General features: G+C 69.1%; 14 protein-coding genes. 5 read left to right on the forward strand and 9 right to left on the reverse strand.

The window, feature by feature from the left end; translation table 11 throughout:
* Positions 1-43: 43 nt before the first annotated feature.
* From F3H10_RS11470 to F3H10_RS11485, 4 genes are all read right to left on the reverse strand, one after another.
* Entirely contained in the window at positions 44-2,305 is a 2,262-nt protein-coding gene (locus F3H10_RS11470; RefSeq protein WP_149784907.1) for a transglutaminase TgpA family protein, read from the reverse strand.
* The gene (locus F3H10_RS11475; protein ID WP_149784908.1) at positions 2,302-3,537 is read right to left on the reverse strand and encodes a DUF58 domain-containing protein; all 1,236 of its coding nucleotides are present in this window, start codon (positions 3,535-3,537) and stop codon (positions 2,302-2,304) included. Before F3H10_RS11475 ends, F3H10_RS11470 begins: the two co-directional genes overlap by 4 nt.
* 4 nt (positions 3,538-3,541) lie before the next feature.
* Positions 3,542-4,564: an AAA family ATPase gene (locus F3H10_RS11480; protein ID WP_149784909.1), complete on the reverse strand. Its 1,023-nt coding sequence runs from the start codon at positions 4,562-4,564 to the stop codon at positions 3,542-3,544.
* A gap of 197 nt (positions 4,565-4,761) precedes the next feature.
* Positions 4,762-6,090 carry a dihydroorotase gene (locus F3H10_RS11485; RefSeq protein WP_149784910.1) on the reverse strand — a complete coding sequence of 443 codons (1,329 nt, stop codon included), beginning with the start codon at positions 6,088-6,090 and terminating at the stop codon, positions 4,762-4,764.
* 116 nt (positions 6,091-6,206) lie between these two features.
* Here F3H10_RS11485 and F3H10_RS11490 point away from each other — a divergent pair, with 116 nt between their 5' ends.
* Together F3H10_RS11490 and F3H10_RS11495 are read left to right on the forward strand one after the other, a co-directional pair.
* On the forward strand, positions 6,207-6,692 hold the full coding sequence (locus tag F3H10_RS11490) for a hypothetical protein (RefSeq protein ID WP_149784911.1): 486 nt from the start codon (positions 6,207-6,209) through the stop codon (positions 6,690-6,692).
* 125 nt (positions 6,693-6,817) lie between these two features.
* Positions 6,818-7,027: a DUF1328 family protein gene (locus F3H10_RS11495; RefSeq protein WP_149784912.1), complete on the forward strand. Its 210-nt coding sequence runs from the start codon at positions 6,818-6,820 to the stop codon at positions 7,025-7,027.
* 224 nt (positions 7,028-7,251) lie between these two features.
* Here the strand turns inward: F3H10_RS11495 and F3H10_RS11500 are convergent, their stop codons facing one another.
* Entirely contained in the window at positions 7,252-8,691 is a 1,440-nt protein-coding gene (locus tag F3H10_RS11500) for a hypothetical protein (protein ID WP_149784913.1), read from the reverse strand.
* Positions 8,692-8,831: 140 nt separating this feature from the next.
* On the opposite strand from F3H10_RS11500, the gene F3H10_RS11505 reads away from it, so the two are divergent.
* Both F3H10_RS11505 and serS read left to right on the forward strand, forming a co-directional pair.
* On the forward strand, positions 8,832-9,020 hold the full coding sequence (locus F3H10_RS11505; RefSeq protein WP_149784914.1) for a hypothetical protein: 189 nt from the start codon (positions 8,832-8,834) through the stop codon (positions 9,018-9,020).
* Between the two features lie 186 nt (positions 9,021-9,206).
* Complete coding sequence (gene serS / locus F3H10_RS11510; protein WP_149784915.1) at positions 9,207-10,577, forward strand: serine--tRNA ligase; 1,371 nt, start codon at positions 9,207-9,209, stop codon at positions 10,575-10,577.
* A 5-nt stretch (positions 10,578-10,582) separates the two neighbouring features.
* On the opposite strand, the gene F3H10_RS11515 is transcribed toward serS, so the two are convergent.
* The 3 genes from F3H10_RS11515 to F3H10_RS11525 all read right to left on the reverse strand — a co-directional run bounded on the left by F3H10_RS11515 (position 10,583) and on the right by F3H10_RS11525 (position 13,367).
* Positions 10,583-11,149 carry an HIT family protein gene (locus tag F3H10_RS11515; protein WP_149784916.1) on the reverse strand — a complete coding sequence of 189 codons (567 nt, stop codon included), beginning with the start codon at positions 11,147-11,149 and terminating at the stop codon, positions 10,583-10,585.
* A gap of 45 nt (positions 11,150-11,194) precedes the next feature.
* A complete protein-coding gene (locus tag F3H10_RS11520; protein ID WP_188127930.1) occupies positions 11,195-12,412 on the reverse strand; it encodes a sensor histidine kinase in 1,218 nt (405 codons plus the stop codon).
* Positions 12,413-12,497: 85 nt separating this feature from the next.
* The gene (locus F3H10_RS11525; RefSeq protein WP_149784917.1) at positions 12,498-13,367 is read right to left on the reverse strand and encodes a CheF family chemotaxis protein; all 870 of its coding nucleotides are present in this window, start codon (positions 13,365-13,367) and stop codon (positions 12,498-12,500) included.
* Between the two features lie 249 nt (positions 13,368-13,616).
* Between F3H10_RS11525 and fer the strand changes: the two genes are divergently transcribed.
* Positions 13,617-14,006, forward strand: coding sequence for a ferredoxin Fer (gene fer / locus F3H10_RS11530; protein ID WP_149784918.1), 390 nt, complete (start codon positions 13,617-13,619; stop codon positions 14,004-14,006).
* A gap of 151 nt (positions 14,007-14,157) precedes the next feature.
* On the opposite strand, the gene F3H10_RS11535 is transcribed toward fer, so the two are convergent.
* Positions 14,158-15,342: a M20 family metallopeptidase gene (locus F3H10_RS11535; RefSeq protein WP_149784919.1), complete on the reverse strand. Its 1,185-nt coding sequence runs from the start codon at positions 15,340-15,342 to the stop codon at positions 14,158-14,160.
* Between the last annotated feature and the right edge of the window lie 49 nt (positions 15,343-15,391).

Genomic DNA, 15,391 nt, shown 5'->3' on the forward strand with positions numbered 1-15,391 from the left:
GAAACGCGGGCGGTTCCGACGGGACGAACGCCGAACGGGTCGATCACTTCCGGTCGAACAGCCGGCCCAGAAGCGGCGTCGACTCCAGCGCGAGCCGCCGCACCGTTCGTCTCGCGGCGTCGGCGTCCTCTCGACTCACGTCCCCGGCGTAGGCCGCCCGCTCGTAGACCTCCCCGATCGCGTGGACCCGGTCGTCGACCCCGCGCGCTCGAAGGCCGTCGAGGTACGCCCGCGGCGTCTCGCCCGGGCGGCGCTCCCGGTACCGTCGGGCGAGGATCCGCTCGAGGTCGGCGAAGGCCCGCTCCGCGTCCGCACGCGGCGTCCGCGAGCGGCTCGGCAGTCGGAGCCGCGCCGCGTGGTACGCCCGGTCCGTCGCGCCGACGTGGCGCGCGCCCGCGGTCGCGACGACGACGAAGAGGAGCCAGTACCCGAGCACCTCCCGCGAGGGAAGCGAGGGCCCGCCGTCACCGTCGGGCGCACCCACCGTCGAAGGAGCGTCCGGTCGAAGCTCCTCGGGTACGGAGTCGTTCACCGTCGAGCTGCTCCCGTTCAGCCCGGACTCCGTGTCGTTTCCGGCGGTCGTCTCGTTCCCGCTCGCATTGGCCTCCGGGAGCTGGTTCGGCTCCTCCTCGACGTTCGTGGAGATCTCGAACCCGGAGCGGTCGGTGTCGACGTTCTCGGCGCCGTCCGAGCGAGCCTCCGCCAGCCGGATGTCACGGGCCAGGTTACGCTCGGCGCTCGGGGTCGGGTCGAACTCGACCCAGCCGTGTTCCGGGAAGTACACCATCACCCACGCGTGGGCGTCCTGCCCGCGGACGACGTACTCGTCGGTGTCCACCTGCTGGCCGCTGGAGTAGCCCGTGGCGAGCTTCGCCGGAACCCCCTGTGAGCGCAACATCGCGACCATCGTCGTCGCGAAGTACGTACAGTAGCCGGCCGTCATCTCGAAGAGGAACGCGTCGGCGATGTCGCCCTCCGGCCGGTCTATCGTCAGCGAGTAGTCGTACTCCTCGATCAGGTACGACTCGATCGCGGCCGCCTCGTCGTAGGGGTTCTCGGCGTCCGCCTCCGCGAGCACCTCCGCGGTCCGTTCGCCGACCCGGTCGGGCGTGCTCTCGGGGAGCTGGGTGTACCGCTCCTCGATCGTCGGGTCGTAGTCGGTGCTCGCGTTCCGGAGCTCCGCCGGCGAGGCGTCGAGGACCCGGCTCTCGACGGCGACCTGGTCGCCCTCGAGTATCGGCCCGCCCGGTCGGATCGTCCCGCGGTCGTCCACCTGTGCGGCCCCGCCGACCACTCCGCCGACGTCGACGGCCTGCCAGGGTGCGGGGATCGTCTCCATCTCGGTCTCCGTCGTGAACGTCGACTCGACCGCTCTCGCGTCACCCGGCGGTCCAGAGAGCGGGGCCTCGAGCGGGCGCTCCTCGCCCGACCGGACCCAGCCGTCCCCGGTGTAGGTGTCGTAGGAGGCGACGTGCCAGTTCCGCTCGACGGGGCTCTCCATCGTGAACCGAACCTCCGGCGAGAGCCGGGTCGTTCCCACGATCTCGAGCTCGTCGTCGGCGACGAGCGTGGACTCGATCCCGGGCGCGCCGCGGTCGACCGCCCAGGGCTGTGCCGCGCCCGCCGGCAACACGGTCACCGTCGCGCTCGCGAGCACCATCACCGCGAGCACCGCGGCGAGGGTCCCGCCGTGGCTCCGAAGCCCGCCGGGGACCGAGACGGTCGAGAGCCCGACCGCGACGGCGACGCCGACCACGCCGGCCAGCGTCACCGCGTCGCCCGCGTCCCCGGTGAGCACGAAGAACCCGAGGGTCCCGCCGGCCACCGTGGCGGCGGCGACGTGGCGGGCCCGTCCGGCGAGGTACGCCACGAGGAACGTCGGGACCGGCGCGATGACGAGCACCCACACGTCGACCAGCGCGAGCCGGAGCACGGAGAGCCCGGTCAGAAGCGAGACCACGTCGAGGGCGACGGCCCCGAGCGACCCGATCGCGACGCGGCTTCCCGGGATCGCGAGGTAGTACCCGAACAGCCCGGCGCCGAAGAGGGCGACCGCCAACCGGACCGCGGTCCGCGGGGAGACGACCCGCGCGAGCGCCGCACCGCAGACGGCCGCGACCGCGACGACCGCCGCCAACCGCGCCGTCCCTCCGACGACGTCCGTGATCGAGGCGAACGCGCTCACGTACGCGAGGAACGCGATGGCCACCCCGAGCGTGGCGGGCTCCGTGAGACCCGCGGGGACCGCGCCGAGCGGTCCGGTGCCGCGGAGGTCCCGCGAGCCCTCGTGCGAGCGGTTCGTCATCGGCCCGGCCTCCTCCAGTCGCCCGCTCCGTCCGTCCTCCCGGGCGCGATGACGGGGGAGTCGTTCCCGCGTCGCTCGCTCGCTCCGTGCGCGCTCGATCCGTACGCTCCGTCGACGACGGTCGCGTCCGGGTCGCCGCCCCACTTGCGCCGGTCGACGTCGCGCCGACCGCCATCGCGTTCACCGGCGCCCGGGGCGTTCGCCGCCGCTCGCAGCTCCGAGAAGCGGACGGTTCGGTCCTCGGTCCGGATCCGCGCGTCGTCGCGCCCGGCGACGATCCGGACGTCCGCGTCGTCGAGGTCGTCGATCGCACCCGGCCCCGTGTGCGCGGCGAGCTCGAGGAGTTCGCGCCGCCCGTGAGGGCCGGGCTCCGCCGCGACCGCTCCGGCCGGCAACCGTACGTCGACGGGTACGCCGTCGTCGAGAAGCGAGAGCGCGAGGCTCGCGGTCGCGCTCGCGAGCACGTCGGCCGCGTCGGCGTCGGCCGAGTAACGCGTCCCGCCCGCGATCGACACGCGTCGGTGGTCGGTTTCGGCCGCGAACTCCTTGACGACGATCTCGTCGTGTTTGGCCGTCGCCGGCCAGTGAACGTCCCGGAGCGAGTCGCCCCGCGCGTACTCGCGGAGGCGATCGAACTCCTCGCGCTGTCGGCTCGCACCGAGGGCCTCGTCGGCGTACAGCCCACGTCGGAACCACGACGGGATCGCACGGATCGCGGGATAGACGACGACCCGGTCGCGCTCGTCGATCCGCAGGCGCCTCTCGAAGAGTCCGAACACGTCGGTCGCCGACAGCTCGATCGGTCCGAGCCGGCGGTCGCCCCGCTCGAGAAACCCGAGACGATACGTCGCCGGTTCCTCGCCCACGGCGATCCGGACCGCGCCGGTCCGTCCGTCGACGCCGCCCGAATCGGACGTGTCGGCCAACCCGTCATCGAGGCGGTCCCGGACGTCCGCGACGAAGGAACGGTCGACGGGCGTGCCCGGCGCTCCGCCGTCGAAGTCGATCCTGACCTCGCGCTCCTCGCCGACGAAGCCGTCGCCGGGTCCCGACCGACGGGCTCCCGGCGGCTCCACCCGCGAGATCTGAACGTAGCCGGCGGCGAGCGCGACGGCTCCGGGGAGGACGACGGCGTTGAGCGATCGGCCCCCGGCCGCGACGGCCATGACCGCGCCGGCGACGCAGACCGCCAGGACGACCCGGCCGCGACGGGTGAGGAAGGCGTCGGCCATCGCCTCACTCCACCGGGATACGATCGAGCGCCTCCGCGACGACGTCGGCCCCGTCGGTCCCCTCGGCCGCGCCGGCGTCCGTCCGGATCCGGTGGGCGAGCACCGTCGGGGCTTCGGTCTGTACGTCGTCGGGGATCACGTAGTCGCGGCCGTCGAGGACGGCTCTGACCTGTGCGGTTCGCAACAGCGCGAGGCTCCCGCGCGGGCTGACGCCGAGCGCCGCGGTCCGGCGCGTGTACTTCGCGAGCCGAGCCACGTAGGTCCGGACGGGCTCCCTGACTTCGACGTCCGCGACGGTCGCGCGGGCCCGTCGAACGTCCTCGAGGCTCGCCACCGGCTCGACCGAACCGATCGGGTGGTCGCCCACGGTGCGGTCGAGGATCGTCGCCTCGGCCTCGACGTCGGGGTAGCCGAGCCGGATCTTCTTCGTGAAGCGGTCGATCTCCGCGACCGGCAGCTCGTAGGTTCGCCCCGGTTCCACGTCGTTCTGGGTCGCGATCACGCAGAACGGGTCGGGCAGCGTCCGGGTGACGCCGTCCGTCGTCACCTGTCGTTCCTCCATCGCCTCGAGCAACGCCGACTGCGTCTTCGGCGGGGCGCGGTTGATCTCGTCGCCGAGCACGACGTTCGCGAACACCGGCCCGGGCCGGAAGTCGAACTCGTCGGTGCGCTGGTTGAACACGTTGACGCCGGTGACGTCCGAGGGGAGGAGGTCCGGCGTGAACTGGACGCGTTTGAAGGAGGCGTCGACGGAACGGGCGACCGCCTTCGCCAGCGTGGTCTTGCCGACGCCCGGAACGTCCTCGACGAGCAGGTGCCCGCGTGCGAGCACCGTGACGAGGACGTGTTCGACCGCCTCGCGTTTCCCGACGATCACCGACTCGACGTTCTCGACGAGTCGATCCACCAGGTCCGCCGCGGCGTCGACGTCCAGCGCAGGGCGATCGGCGAGGTCCGCGAGGTCCGCGTTCGGATCGACCGGCTCGGACGCGTCGTCGACGCCGGTCGCGTCGGCCGAGTCGTTCATCGATCCCCGGAGTTCCCCGCGGTCACGACGGCTGTCGATCCCCGACCATTACGGTCTGTGTGAACACGACACATGATATAGCTCGTACACCGAGGTAAGGACAGCAACGGCATAGGCGTTCCGCCGTCAGCACCCCTCGTCAACTCCTACTGTCAACGCCCGCCGTCGTTTTCGAGCGTTTCGTCGATGAGAGTCCGTTATCGCTCCCGGACGTTCCGTCCGGCGGGTTCGCCGAACTCCTCCGCGCCGGTGATCGGGTCGCGTTCGTACGCCGGCTCGCCGCGGACGACCGTCATCTCGGGGAAGACGCCGCGGGAGCCCTCGAAGGGCGTCCAGCCACACCTCGAGTGGAGCGCGCCCGCCTCGATCTCCCGCGGGCTCGTGAGGTCGACGAGGACGAGGTCGGCGTCCGCACCCTCCGCGATCCGGCCCTTCCGGTCGAGCCCGAATATCGACGCGGGGTTGGCGGCGACCACGTCGCGGACGCGTTCGAGCGACAGCTCGCCGGCCCGAACCGACTCCAGGAGCAGCGGGTACATCGTCTCGACGCCCGGGACGCCGCTCGGCGCGTCCGCGAGCCCGGTCCGCTTCTCGTCGACCGCGTGGGGCGCGTGGTCGGTGGCGACCACGTCGACGTCGCCGTCGCGGAGCCGCTCGAAGACGCCGGCCCGGCGCTCCTCGGAACGGAGCGGCGGGTTCATCCGGCCGAACGTGCCGAGCCGCCCGGCGTTCTCCCGCGAGAGAAAGAGGTGGTGCGGGGTGACCTCGCAGGTGACCGACGCGCCCCCGTCGGCCGCGGCCGCGACCGCGTCGATCCCCTCCGGCGTCGACGTGTGTGCGACGTGGATCCGGCCGTCGGCGTCCTCGCCGACTTCCAGGGCGCGCTCGACGGCAGCCGCCTCCGCCGCCGCCGTGCGGTAGGCCGACCACGCGTCCGCGTTCGCGGCGGTACCGACTCCACCGAGGTCGCCGTCGAGCGCCGACTCGTCGAACAGGGTCGCGTCCTCGGCGTGGACCGTCACCGGAACGTCGCGGGCGGCGGCCGCCTCGACCGCCTCGGCGAACAGGTCGGCGTCGATCCCCATCTCCCCCGTCGAATCCGCGAGGAACACCTCGCCGAGCGCGAACAGCGGCCGGTCGAACAGCGCGTCCGGGTCCCACTCCGGGGTGACGCCGCCGTTGATCCCGTAGTCGACGTGCGAGGCGGCCGTGAGCTCGGCCTTCCGATCGAAGGCGTCGCCGTCGACGGTCGGCGGCGAGGTGTTCGGCTGGTCGACCACGGTCGTGACGCCGCCGGCGGCCGCGCTCCTCGAACCGGTCTCCCACGTCTCCTTGTGGCTCCCGCCGGGCTCCCGGAAGTGGACGTGGACGTCGATCGCGCCCGGAAGCAGGTGTCGCCCGCGGCCGTCGACGACGCGCTCGCCCGCGACCGGGTCGAGCCCCTCCTCGACCGCGACGATCGTCCCGTCTCGGACCCGGACGTCCCGGACCCGCCCGTCGGCGAGTTCCGCGCCTGTGATGAGCATGCCTACGCGCTCGCGTCGCGCCGGTTAAACCGTGGTGGTCCGGGCGTCACCGGGATGGCGGCGGTCCGAGCCGACCGACCACAAAGCGTTTGTCTCGGCCGGGAGCCGTTCGGGGCATGGCCCTCCCCTCCCTCGTCGACGGCGCGGTCGGCTGGCTCTGGACGCTCGTGCTGTTCGCGCTCCCCGGACTCGTCGCCGCGCTCCTCTGGTCCCCGTTCCTGATCTCGGCACGGTTTCGGGCGCTGTTTCGCGCGTTGCCGCCTCGTGGCCGGCTCGTTCCCTCGTACGTCGGCATCGCGCTGGCGCTCTCGATCCCGTATCTCGCTGGCCTCCTGCTCACGGTCGGCCTCGTCGACTCGGCGGGTCCCGGGTGGAGCGAGGGATTCATCGACACCGCGCTGTTCGGCGGTATCGCCGTCGCGTTCGTCGCACCTGTACTCGCCGTGGTCGGACTGCCGCGGCTCGGCGTCGACTGGGACCCGACGGGGTACGGCCCCTCGACGTGGACGCTGCTCGTCGCGGCCGGGCTGTGGTACGCGGTCGTCGCCGCGGTGCCGCTGGTCGCGCTCGCGATCGGGATGGCGCTGCCCGGCGGGTACTGAGGGCGTCGAGAGGATCGATCGTTTACGACCCTCGATCCCGTTACAACCGCCGTGAGACGCCGGAACGTCCCACGATCGGCCGATACGGGTCCCCTAACTAAGCGGGTGGGAAGGAAGGGTCGGGCATGGGAATCACCCAGACGGTTTACGACGGAGCTCTAAGCGTCCCCCTACAGTTCGGCGGGGATCTGATCGAACTGGCGATCCTCTTTCTCGTCCTCGCGATCATCGCGGCGGTCGCCGGTGCCAGCGGAGTCGCCGGGCTGAGTATGAACATCGCGAAGTGGCTCGTCATCATATTTATCGTGCTCGCCATCATCACGTTCGTCCTCTGAGCCGGAACCGGTCGATACGACCTTCCGTAGGTCCGTTGGGCTCCTCTTCATCGGACGTGATACGAGGCGAACCGGCCGTTCACTGGAGAGTGCGTGCCGATCGCCGAGACGTCTTTAGTTCGACGGGATGTTCCGACGACCGTGCGAGGTTCGGACGTCGTCCCTCACAGGTCGAACGAGCGTGGCCGCGTCGAGAACAGCCGCGACACCCCCGTCACCGCCTTTCACCAGTTGTACTTCACGTACCGGTACACGATCGGTGCGGTCCCGATCACGATCGGGAGGGTCCCGAACAGGATCCCGTTCATTGCTTGTTCGGTTGAGGCGACGCCAAGCGCCGGAGAGGCGGCAAACAGACCGATCATGACGATCCCGAGCGCGTAGCCGGTAGACGAAACGACGGCCGTGGCGAGGACCGCCACGGCGACGACACCGCCGACCGCGTTGCGGACGAGTCCGTAAGCGGAATCGAGCTGCGTTAGCCCCAGCGCGAGAACGATCGCCAGCACGAACCCGAGCGGGAGTGCGTACACGACGCGCCTGAGAAACGTCCCGAACCCCGGCCGCGTTATCTCCCCGAAATCCGCCGTCACCGCCTCCACGTGGGCTCCGACGCGTTCGATCTGTGCGCCGCCTTTCCACGGCTCGTAGGCCTTACCGTCGTATATCGACGACGCTTCGACCGGGGAGTACGCCACGATCTGCATGGGGGTTCGCAACGTTGCCTTCTGCTCGCGGATGATCCCGCTCCCGTCGGGAAGCGAATCGACCTCGTGCGTCTCGTCGTCGACGCGCTCCCACTCGATCTCATCAGCCGCGATGAGACCTCTGGCGAACGCCGACGGTGACGGATCGACGGAGACGTCCAGTTCGACCTGATACCGGTCGGTTACGCGTTCGTACTCCCAGACTTCTCCGTCTCCCGTACACTGATCACACTCGACGTGATCGCTCTCGTCACAGTTTTCGCACGTCTCTTCGTGTTGCTGATCACACCTCTGGCAAGGCTCCGTTCTGGATCGTTCGCCTGAGCCGTTACACACCTCACAGTCGACCTGTTTCGTTCGTTCTTCGGTTCCGGTTCCATCACAGTTCGGACACGGAACGTCCACCCCGTTTCGTTCTATATGCTTATCTCCTCCACAGACACGGCACTGCTCTTCTTCGGTCCTCTCGACGTCTCCCTGTCCGGCGCAGGCGTCACAAGGATCGTATACGGTTTTCTCACCGCTCCCGTAGCACACGGAACACGGTTTCCGGCCCGTACCATCACACTTCGGACAGATCGTCCGACCCGTTCCCTCACACGTCGGACACTCACCGAACTCCTCGTTCCGAGACGAGACCCGTTTCAGTTCGTGGATGACTTCGTCACCGTCGCTGTCGAGTACCCCCTTCCCGTGCTCTCGTGCCCAGTCGGCGGGGGTGGGTAGATCGTGACCGTCGTATCCGTCCGGGTGCTCGTTGTATGGCGCGAACTCGCGGTTCCGAAACCGGTCATCGGCTTCGATGACGGTCTCGGTGCTTCGCCCGACGTACTGTAGCCGCCTCGTGGCAGTCGCCACGTACTGGCCCTCCTCTTTCGTGGTAGTCTCCGATACGTCGTGATACTCGCTCTTACCGATCCGTTCAAGCAGTTCCTTCGGAGTACGTGTCTCTGTCATAGGTCCTCCGGCTGCTCAACTAGTCACTACCCCTGTACGGAACTATTGTTGCGTTATTAACTACTTATGACTGTCGTGTATTCATGTGAATAACAAATACTGCTCAAAAAATACTTGTTACGTCGCACGAACGTACGAGTATGTCATCGGTATCGGTCGATTGCCCGTACTGCGGCCACGCCGATCAGGTTCCCGTTCCGAAGGGATGCCGGAGTAAAGTGGACAAGGTCCGAAAAGGCGAGCCCACCCACGGCGACATCAAGGATCACGCCGTCTCCCGGAAGTGTCGGGAGTGCGGGGAGTCGTTCGGGATCTGGTTCCGCTACTGAGTCGTACAACGACTCCTCTCGAGTTTCACGGACGGGAACGCGACGAAACCGCCGAACGGGTCGGTCTCACTCCCGGTGGTTCCCCGTCGACGGCGTGAACACGCCCGCCGAAGTCGATGGACGGTCCGACGGGACGCCGGCGACGCTCCGATACGGTTTTGGGTCGGCCCGCGGAACGGCCGGTAAATGCTTTCCCGACAGTTCGTCCGGGAGAACCCCGAGACCGTCCGCGAGGCGCTCGCGAACAAGGGCGTCGACGTGGACCTCGACCGGATACTCGAGGTCGACGAGGAGTGGCGCGAGCTCAAGCGACGCGGCGACGACCTGCGTCACGAGCGAAACGAGGTCTCCTCGCGGATCGGCGACCTCAAGGCCGACGGGAAGGAGGAGGCGGCCCAGGAGGCCATCGAGCGCTCCGGGGAGCTCAAATCGGAGCTTCAGGGCGTCGAGGAGCGCGCAGAGGAGTTGGAGGCCGAACTCGAGGAGTCGCTGCTCGAACTCCCGCAGATCCCCCACGAGTCGGTGCCGATCGGCGCGGACGAGTCAGAGAACGAGGAGGTACGAAGGGAGGGGTTCGACGACCTGCGGGACCTCCCCGAGACGGTCGATCCCCACTACGATCTGGGCGAGGAGTTGGAGATCCTCGACTTCGAGCGCGGCGCGAAGGTCGCCGGCGGCGGCTTCTACGTCGCGAAGGGCGACGGCGCACGCTTGGAACACGCGCTGATCCAGTTCATGCTCGAGGTCCACCGCGAGCAGGGGTACACCGACGTGTTCCCGCCGATCCCGGTCAACTCCGCGTCGATGCGGGGCACCGGGCAGTTCCCCAAGTTCACCGAGGACGCCTACCGGCTCGAGGGGCGAAACGACGAGGCGTACGACGACGAGGACCTCTGGCTGCTCCCGACCGCCGAGGTCCCCGTCACGAACCTCCACCGCGAGGAGATCCTGCTCGGCGAGGACCTCCCGCTGAAGTACCAGGCGTACACGCCGAACTTCCGGCAGGAGGCGGGCGAACACGGCACGGAGACCCGCGGGATCGTCCGCGTCCACCAGTTCAACAAGGTGGAGATGGTGAACTTCGTGCGGCCCGAGGAGAGCTACGAGCGCTTCGAGGGGCTCGTCGACGAGGCCGAGGAGGTGCTCCGGCGGCTCGAGTTGCCCTACCGCGTCCTGGAGATGTGTACCGGCGACCTCGGGTTCACGCAGGCGAAGAAGTACGACCTCGAGGTGTGGGCACCCGCCGATGACATGGACGAGGGGCCCGATGAGGGCGGCCGTTGGCTGGAGGTCTCCTCGGTCTCGAACTTCGAGGACTTCCAGGCGCGCCGCGCCGGGATCCGGTTCCGCGAGGAACACCACGAGTCCGCGGAGTTCCTCCACACGCTCAACGGCTCCGGGCTCGCGGTCCCGCGGATCGTCGTCGCGATCCTGGAGTACTACCAGAACGACGACGGCACCGTGACCGTCCCCGAGCCGCTGCGGCCGTACATGGGCGGCACGGAGGTCATCGAGGGTCACGACGCGGTCGGCGAGACCAAACTCGGCGACGGATAGCCGGTTCAGGCGTCGTCGAGGTCGAGATCGAACGAGAGCCGGACCGCCTCGCCCGCCTCGAGGTCGCCGGGATCGACGACGTCGTCGCCGGCGGCGAACCCTTCATGGAGGTGTTCGTAGCTCCGGTCGACCGCCTCGACGATCACTTTCGTGTCGCCGACGACCGGCATGAAGTTGGTGTCGCCGCCCCACCGCGGGACGACGTGGGTGTGGAGGTGGTCGATCGAGCCGCCGGCGGCCCCGCCGCCGAGGTTGAGCCCGGCGTTGAACCCGTCCGGATCGATCCCGCGACGCATGGCCGCGAGCGTCGCGGCCTTCAGCCGAGCGTGATCGAGCATGGTCGCGTCGTCGAGGTCGGTCCAGTCGTCGACGTGAGCGTCGGGGATCACCATCGCGTGTCCCGGGTTGTACGGCGCGTTGTTCAACAACGCGTAGTTGTGGTCGCTACGCGCGACGACGCGGGCCTCGCGGGCGTTCTCCCGGTCCGGCAGGACGCAGAAGGGACAGCCGTCGATGGGGTCCGCCTCGCGTTCGACCCATTCGATCCGCCACGGGGCGTATATCCGGTCCATGCGCGAGTCTCGGGTGCCGGACGCTTCAAGGGCGGCGATCGGGACTCACGCTCGGACGACTTCCACGCCGGTGATCTCGAAGCGTGCGCCACCGTCGGCGCTCTCCACGACGCGGACCTCCCACCCGTGGGCCTCGGCGATCTCCGCGACGATCGCGAGCCCGAACCCCGTGCCCTGCTCCGCCGTCGAGTAGCCCCCGTCGAAGACGCGGTCGCGTTCGGATTCGGGGATCCCCGGACCGTCGTCGGCGACGTAGAACCCGCCCTCGAGGCCGCCGACGGTGATCGTCGTTCCGCCGCCGCGTTCGATGCCGTCGTCGGGAGAAGCCCGACTGTCAGTCGAGTGGTTCGAAAACTCTCCGGGAGGGTTTTCGTCATCACGAGAGACGGCGTCGCCGTCTCTCGAACGACCATGCTCGACGCCGTTTCGAAACAGGTTCTCGAGGAGCTGTCGGAGCCGGTCTCGATCGGCCATGACCGTGGGTGGCTCATCGATCGAGAGCGTCGCACCGTCGGTGGAGACCTGCTCCCAGCAGACCCGGCTTACCTCGGCGAGGTCGGTCGCCTCCGTCGCGTCGATCGCCTCTCCCTGCCGTGCGAGCGTCAACAGGTCGTCGATCAGTGCCTCCATCCGTGCGTGTGCGTCCGCGACCGCGACGAGCCGGTCGCCGTCGTACTCGTCGCGGACCAACTCGAGGTTCCCGCGGGCGACCGAGAGCGGGTTTCGAAGGTCGTGAGAGACGACGCTCGCGAAGCGTTCGAGCTGGGCGTTCTGTCGCTCGAGTTCGCGTTCGTTCTCCTCGAGCTCCCGGGTCCGTTCCTCGAGCTGTTCGGTACGTCTCGTCGTTTTCGATCGTTGGACGCCCATCAGGAACCCGCTCACGGAACCGATCGTCAACCCGATGGCCTGCGTCCCGATCGACCACTCGACGGTGACGCCGGGATGGAGATCACGGAGCACGATGAACCCGTACATCACGATGACGCCGCCGAACGTCCAGGCGACGATCCGCGGGTAGTAGTGCCGAGGGATCTCCGATCGCGGAAGCCAGTACCCGGCGTACACGAAGGTGACGCCGGGGATCCAGAAGAAGACGATGTCGAGGAACGCCACGAGAGCGGATCCGCCGCCCCGAACCGCGTCGACCGCCAGTCCGGTCCCGACGACGAGACAGAGCACGCCGACGGCGGCGAACAAGAGCGCAAACGGGGAGTTCCGACCGGGCGAGGCGGGATCCCGACCGGTCGAACTCGACGCGTCCATGTGGTGATCGTTGACGCCGCTGTCCCGGAAATAGCTGTGGGTGACGGGTCGATCCGGAGGCCGGCCGAAACGGGGGTCGAATCGATCAGGAGTTGACCGACTCGAGGTACGTCGTCACGACCATCCGTCCCTTTCTGGTCAGCGCCGCGCCCGTCTCGCCGTCGACGACGAGTCCCGACTCCCGAAGCGAGTCGAGGATCATCGACGTTCGCGTGGCGTCGCCGGTGACGACCTGCGAGACGGACGCCTCGCCGCCGGCGGAGTAGATGGACACGAGGACCTCCAGTTCGTCCTCGGTCGGATCGAGCTCCTCGACCTCCGTCTGGACCTCCTCGTACTCGAGTCTGATGTACCGACCGAGCACGTTGAGCGTCCGTTCGTCGGGGACCGTGACGATCGACGTGACGGTCCGGTTCTCGGGGACGTGTCGGAAGACGAGCGCCGGCCGCTCCTTTCCCGCGAGGGTTCGATTCGTCCGATCGTAGTCGATGACCGTCGAGAGGTCCACCGAGAACGGCTCGTCGCCCCCGACGAATCCGATCGCTCCGGGCGACAGCGACACCCTCGCGGTCCGGTCGGTCGCGTCCGTGACCCGACCGCCGACCTTCGCCGGGTGCCGGACGGTCACCGTCACGTCCCGCAACAGCGCCTTGAACAGGACGCGGGTGAACCGCTCCATGTCGTCCGGTTCGCCCTCGACGAGGGCGGTCGATCGCGTCCCTCCGCGCTCGTACGCGAGAGTGACGCTGTCGCTGAAGAACGACCGGAGGTCCCCCGGGACGGTCCCGACGACCACGTCGAACACCCCCGAGAGCGGGACCGTCGTCCGCGCGTCGGCCGTCGCGAGCACGAGCCGTCGCTGACTCAACAGCACCCGACCGCGAACCGGGTCCTCGCTCCCGACGTCGGACGTGTGTACCCGCCCGACGAAATCGGCCACCACCGATTCCTCCATCGACCGCGATTGGGGGACCTCCGTATTTAGCCTTACCCGTACCGTCCCGAAGCCGACAGCCGATCGGGCGTCGGAGTTTCCGTCGTCCTCGTACTTCCGGTCGTCCCCGTACCTCCGGTCGTCCCCGTACCCCTCGCGGTCACGACGCTCCCCGCGCCCCGGAGTTTCGGCGAAGGGGCCGGGTCACTCGTTGCCGGACCACGGGAGGAACAGCAAAGCCTAATGAGGTGGGGGTTGAACTCACGGCTGATGCCCACTGTAGAATACCTCAACTACGAAGTGCTCGACGACCACGGTTGGTCGATGGACGACGACGACCTCTTTGCGGAGGCCGCCGACGCCGGCCTCGACGACGAGGACTACGGTACCCTCGAGGTCAACCAGGGCGAGTACATCCTCGAAGCGGCCGAGGCACAGGGCTACGATTGGCCCTTCTCGTGCCGCGCCGGGGCGTGTGCGAACTGCGCGTCCATCGTCAAGGAGGGCGAGATCGAGATGGACATGCAACAGATCCTCTCGGACGAGGAGGTCGAGGAGAAGAACGTCCGCCTGACCTGTATCGGCAGCCCGGCCGCCGACGAGGTCAAGATCGTCTACAACGCGAAACACCTCGATTACCTCCAGAACCGCGTCATCTAACTACCGGCGTCCCTCCGTGCGACCGCACGGATCGACCCGATCGCGCCGAAACCTCCCCGTCACGTCGGCGGCGTCCCGTCGGATCTCTTCGGGCCGCCCCATCTCGGCCCGCCGACCCCGATCGTCCGGGATCGGCGGGCGAGCACTTCCGCTACTCGATGAACGCTCGAGTCACGTCCTCGAGGACGTCCCTCGCGATGTCGGCGTCGGCGAGGTCGATCGACTCGTCGACCGTGTGTGCCTGATCGAGGTCGCCGGGCCCCCACGTCACCGCCGGTATCCCGGCGTCGTTGACGAAGTTCCGCGCGTCGGTGGCGGCCTCGATCCCCCACGGCTCGCCGACGCCGCCGTCCGCGCCGACCGCCTCGACGGACCCGTCGCGGAGGCTCGTCGCCAGCGGATGATCGACCGGGATCGACGAGGAGGCGTACGTCTGGATCCGCGTCCACGCCGTCTCGACGCCGTGTTCCTCCCGCACCCGATCGAGTAACGCCTCGACTTCGGCGTCGACGGCGTCCGGGTCCTCCCCCGGGAGCACCCGTCTGTCGAGGACGAGTTCGGCGCGGTCCGGGATCACCGCGAGGTTCGTCCCCGTCCCGGCCTCGATCCCGGTCACCGTCGCGAACGCGCCGCCACAGAGCGATCCCTCGCGCTCGCGGAGCTCGGCGTCGTACTCGTCGATCGCGTCGAGCAGCGGCCGAACCTCGTCGATCGCGTTCGTCCCGGCGTCGGGCTGGCTCGCGTGCGTCGCCACGCCCTCGACGGCGATCCGGTAGACGGAGAGCCCCTTGGTGCTCGTCGCGACCCGGAAGTCGGTGGGCTCGAGGACGACCCCGTAGTCGCCGTCGAACCCGCGCTCGAGGAGGGTTCGGGTGCCGGGGTCCGCGGTCTCCTCGCCCATCGCCGCGTGGACGACGACGGAGCCCGACAGCTCGCCAGACCGGATCTCGGGTGCCAGATCGCGGGCGACGAGCATCGCGAGCGCGACGCCCGTCTTCATGTCGGCGCTCCCGCGACCGCGGAGCCGGCCGTCCTCGACGACGCCCTCGTAGGGGCCGGTCGTCCACTCCTCGGGGTCGCCCGCGGGGACCACGTCGAGGTGGCCGTTCAACACGACCGTCGGTCCGTCCTCGCCCACGCGAGCGCCGACCTGCGGTCGGTCGGGGTCCGGCTCTTCGAGCAGCGTCGCGTCGATGCCCTCCTCGCGGAACCACTCGTACACGAACTCGGCGGCCGCCTCCTCGTTCCCGGGCGGGTTCTCCGTGGGGATACACACGAGTTCGCGGGCCAGCTCCTCGAGTTCCGCGGAACGCTCCGCGGCCGACTCCTCACTCACGGGCCACCACCCGCGGGAGCGCCGTCGATCGCTCGGAGGTCGGCAGCCG

The organism is Halorubrum aquaticum (assembly GCF_900113615.1).
GTDB lineage: Archaea > Halobacteriota > Halobacteria > Halobacteriales > Haloferacaceae > Halorubrum > Halorubrum aquaticum.

Bases quoted from the DNA above. Each gene is read 5' to 3' on its own strand.
- F3H10_RS11470 (WP_149784907.1), bottom strand. From the start codon at position 2,305: ATGACGAACCGCTCGCACGAGGGCTCGCGGGACCTCCGCGGCACCGGA.
- F3H10_RS11475 (WP_149784908.1), bottom strand. From the start codon at position 3,537: ATGGCCGACGCCTTCCTCACCCGTCGCGGCCGGGTCGTCCTGGCGGTC.
- F3H10_RS11480 (WP_149784909.1), bottom strand. From the start codon at position 4,564: ATGAACGACTCGGCCGACGCGACCGGCGTCGACGACGCGTCCGAGCCG.
- F3H10_RS11485 (WP_149784910.1), bottom strand. From the start codon at position 6,090: ATGCTCATCACAGGCGCGGAACTCGCCGACGGGCGGGTCCGGGACGTC.
- F3H10_RS11490 (WP_149784911.1), top strand. From the start codon at position 6,207: ATGGCCCTCCCCTCCCTCGTCGACGGCGCGGTCGGCTGGCTCTGGACG.
- F3H10_RS11495 (WP_149784912.1), top strand. From the start codon at position 6,818: ATGGGAATCACCCAGACGGTTTACGACGGAGCTCTAAGCGTCCCCCTA.
- F3H10_RS11500 (WP_149784913.1), bottom strand. From the start codon at position 8,691: ATGACAGAGACACGTACTCCGAAGGAACTGCTTGAACGGATCGGTAAG.
- F3H10_RS11505 (WP_149784914.1), top strand. From the start codon at position 8,832: ATGTCATCGGTATCGGTCGATTGCCCGTACTGCGGCCACGCCGATCAG.
- serS (WP_149784915.1), top strand. From the start codon at position 9,207: ATGCTTTCCCGACAGTTCGTCCGGGAGAACCCCGAGACCGTCCGCGAG.
- F3H10_RS11515 (WP_149784916.1), bottom strand. From the start codon at position 11,149: ATGGACCGGATATACGCCCCGTGGCGGATCGAATGGGTCGAACGCGAG.
- F3H10_RS11520 (WP_188127930.1), bottom strand. From the start codon at position 12,412: ATGGACGCGTCGAGTTCGACCGGTCGGGATCCCGCCTCGCCCGGTCGG.
- F3H10_RS11525 (WP_149784917.1), bottom strand. From the start codon at position 13,367: ATGGAGGAATCGGTGGTGGCCGATTTCGTCGGGCGGGTACACACGTCC.
- fer (WP_149784918.1), top strand. From the start codon at position 13,617: ATGCCCACTGTAGAATACCTCAACTACGAAGTGCTCGACGACCACGGT.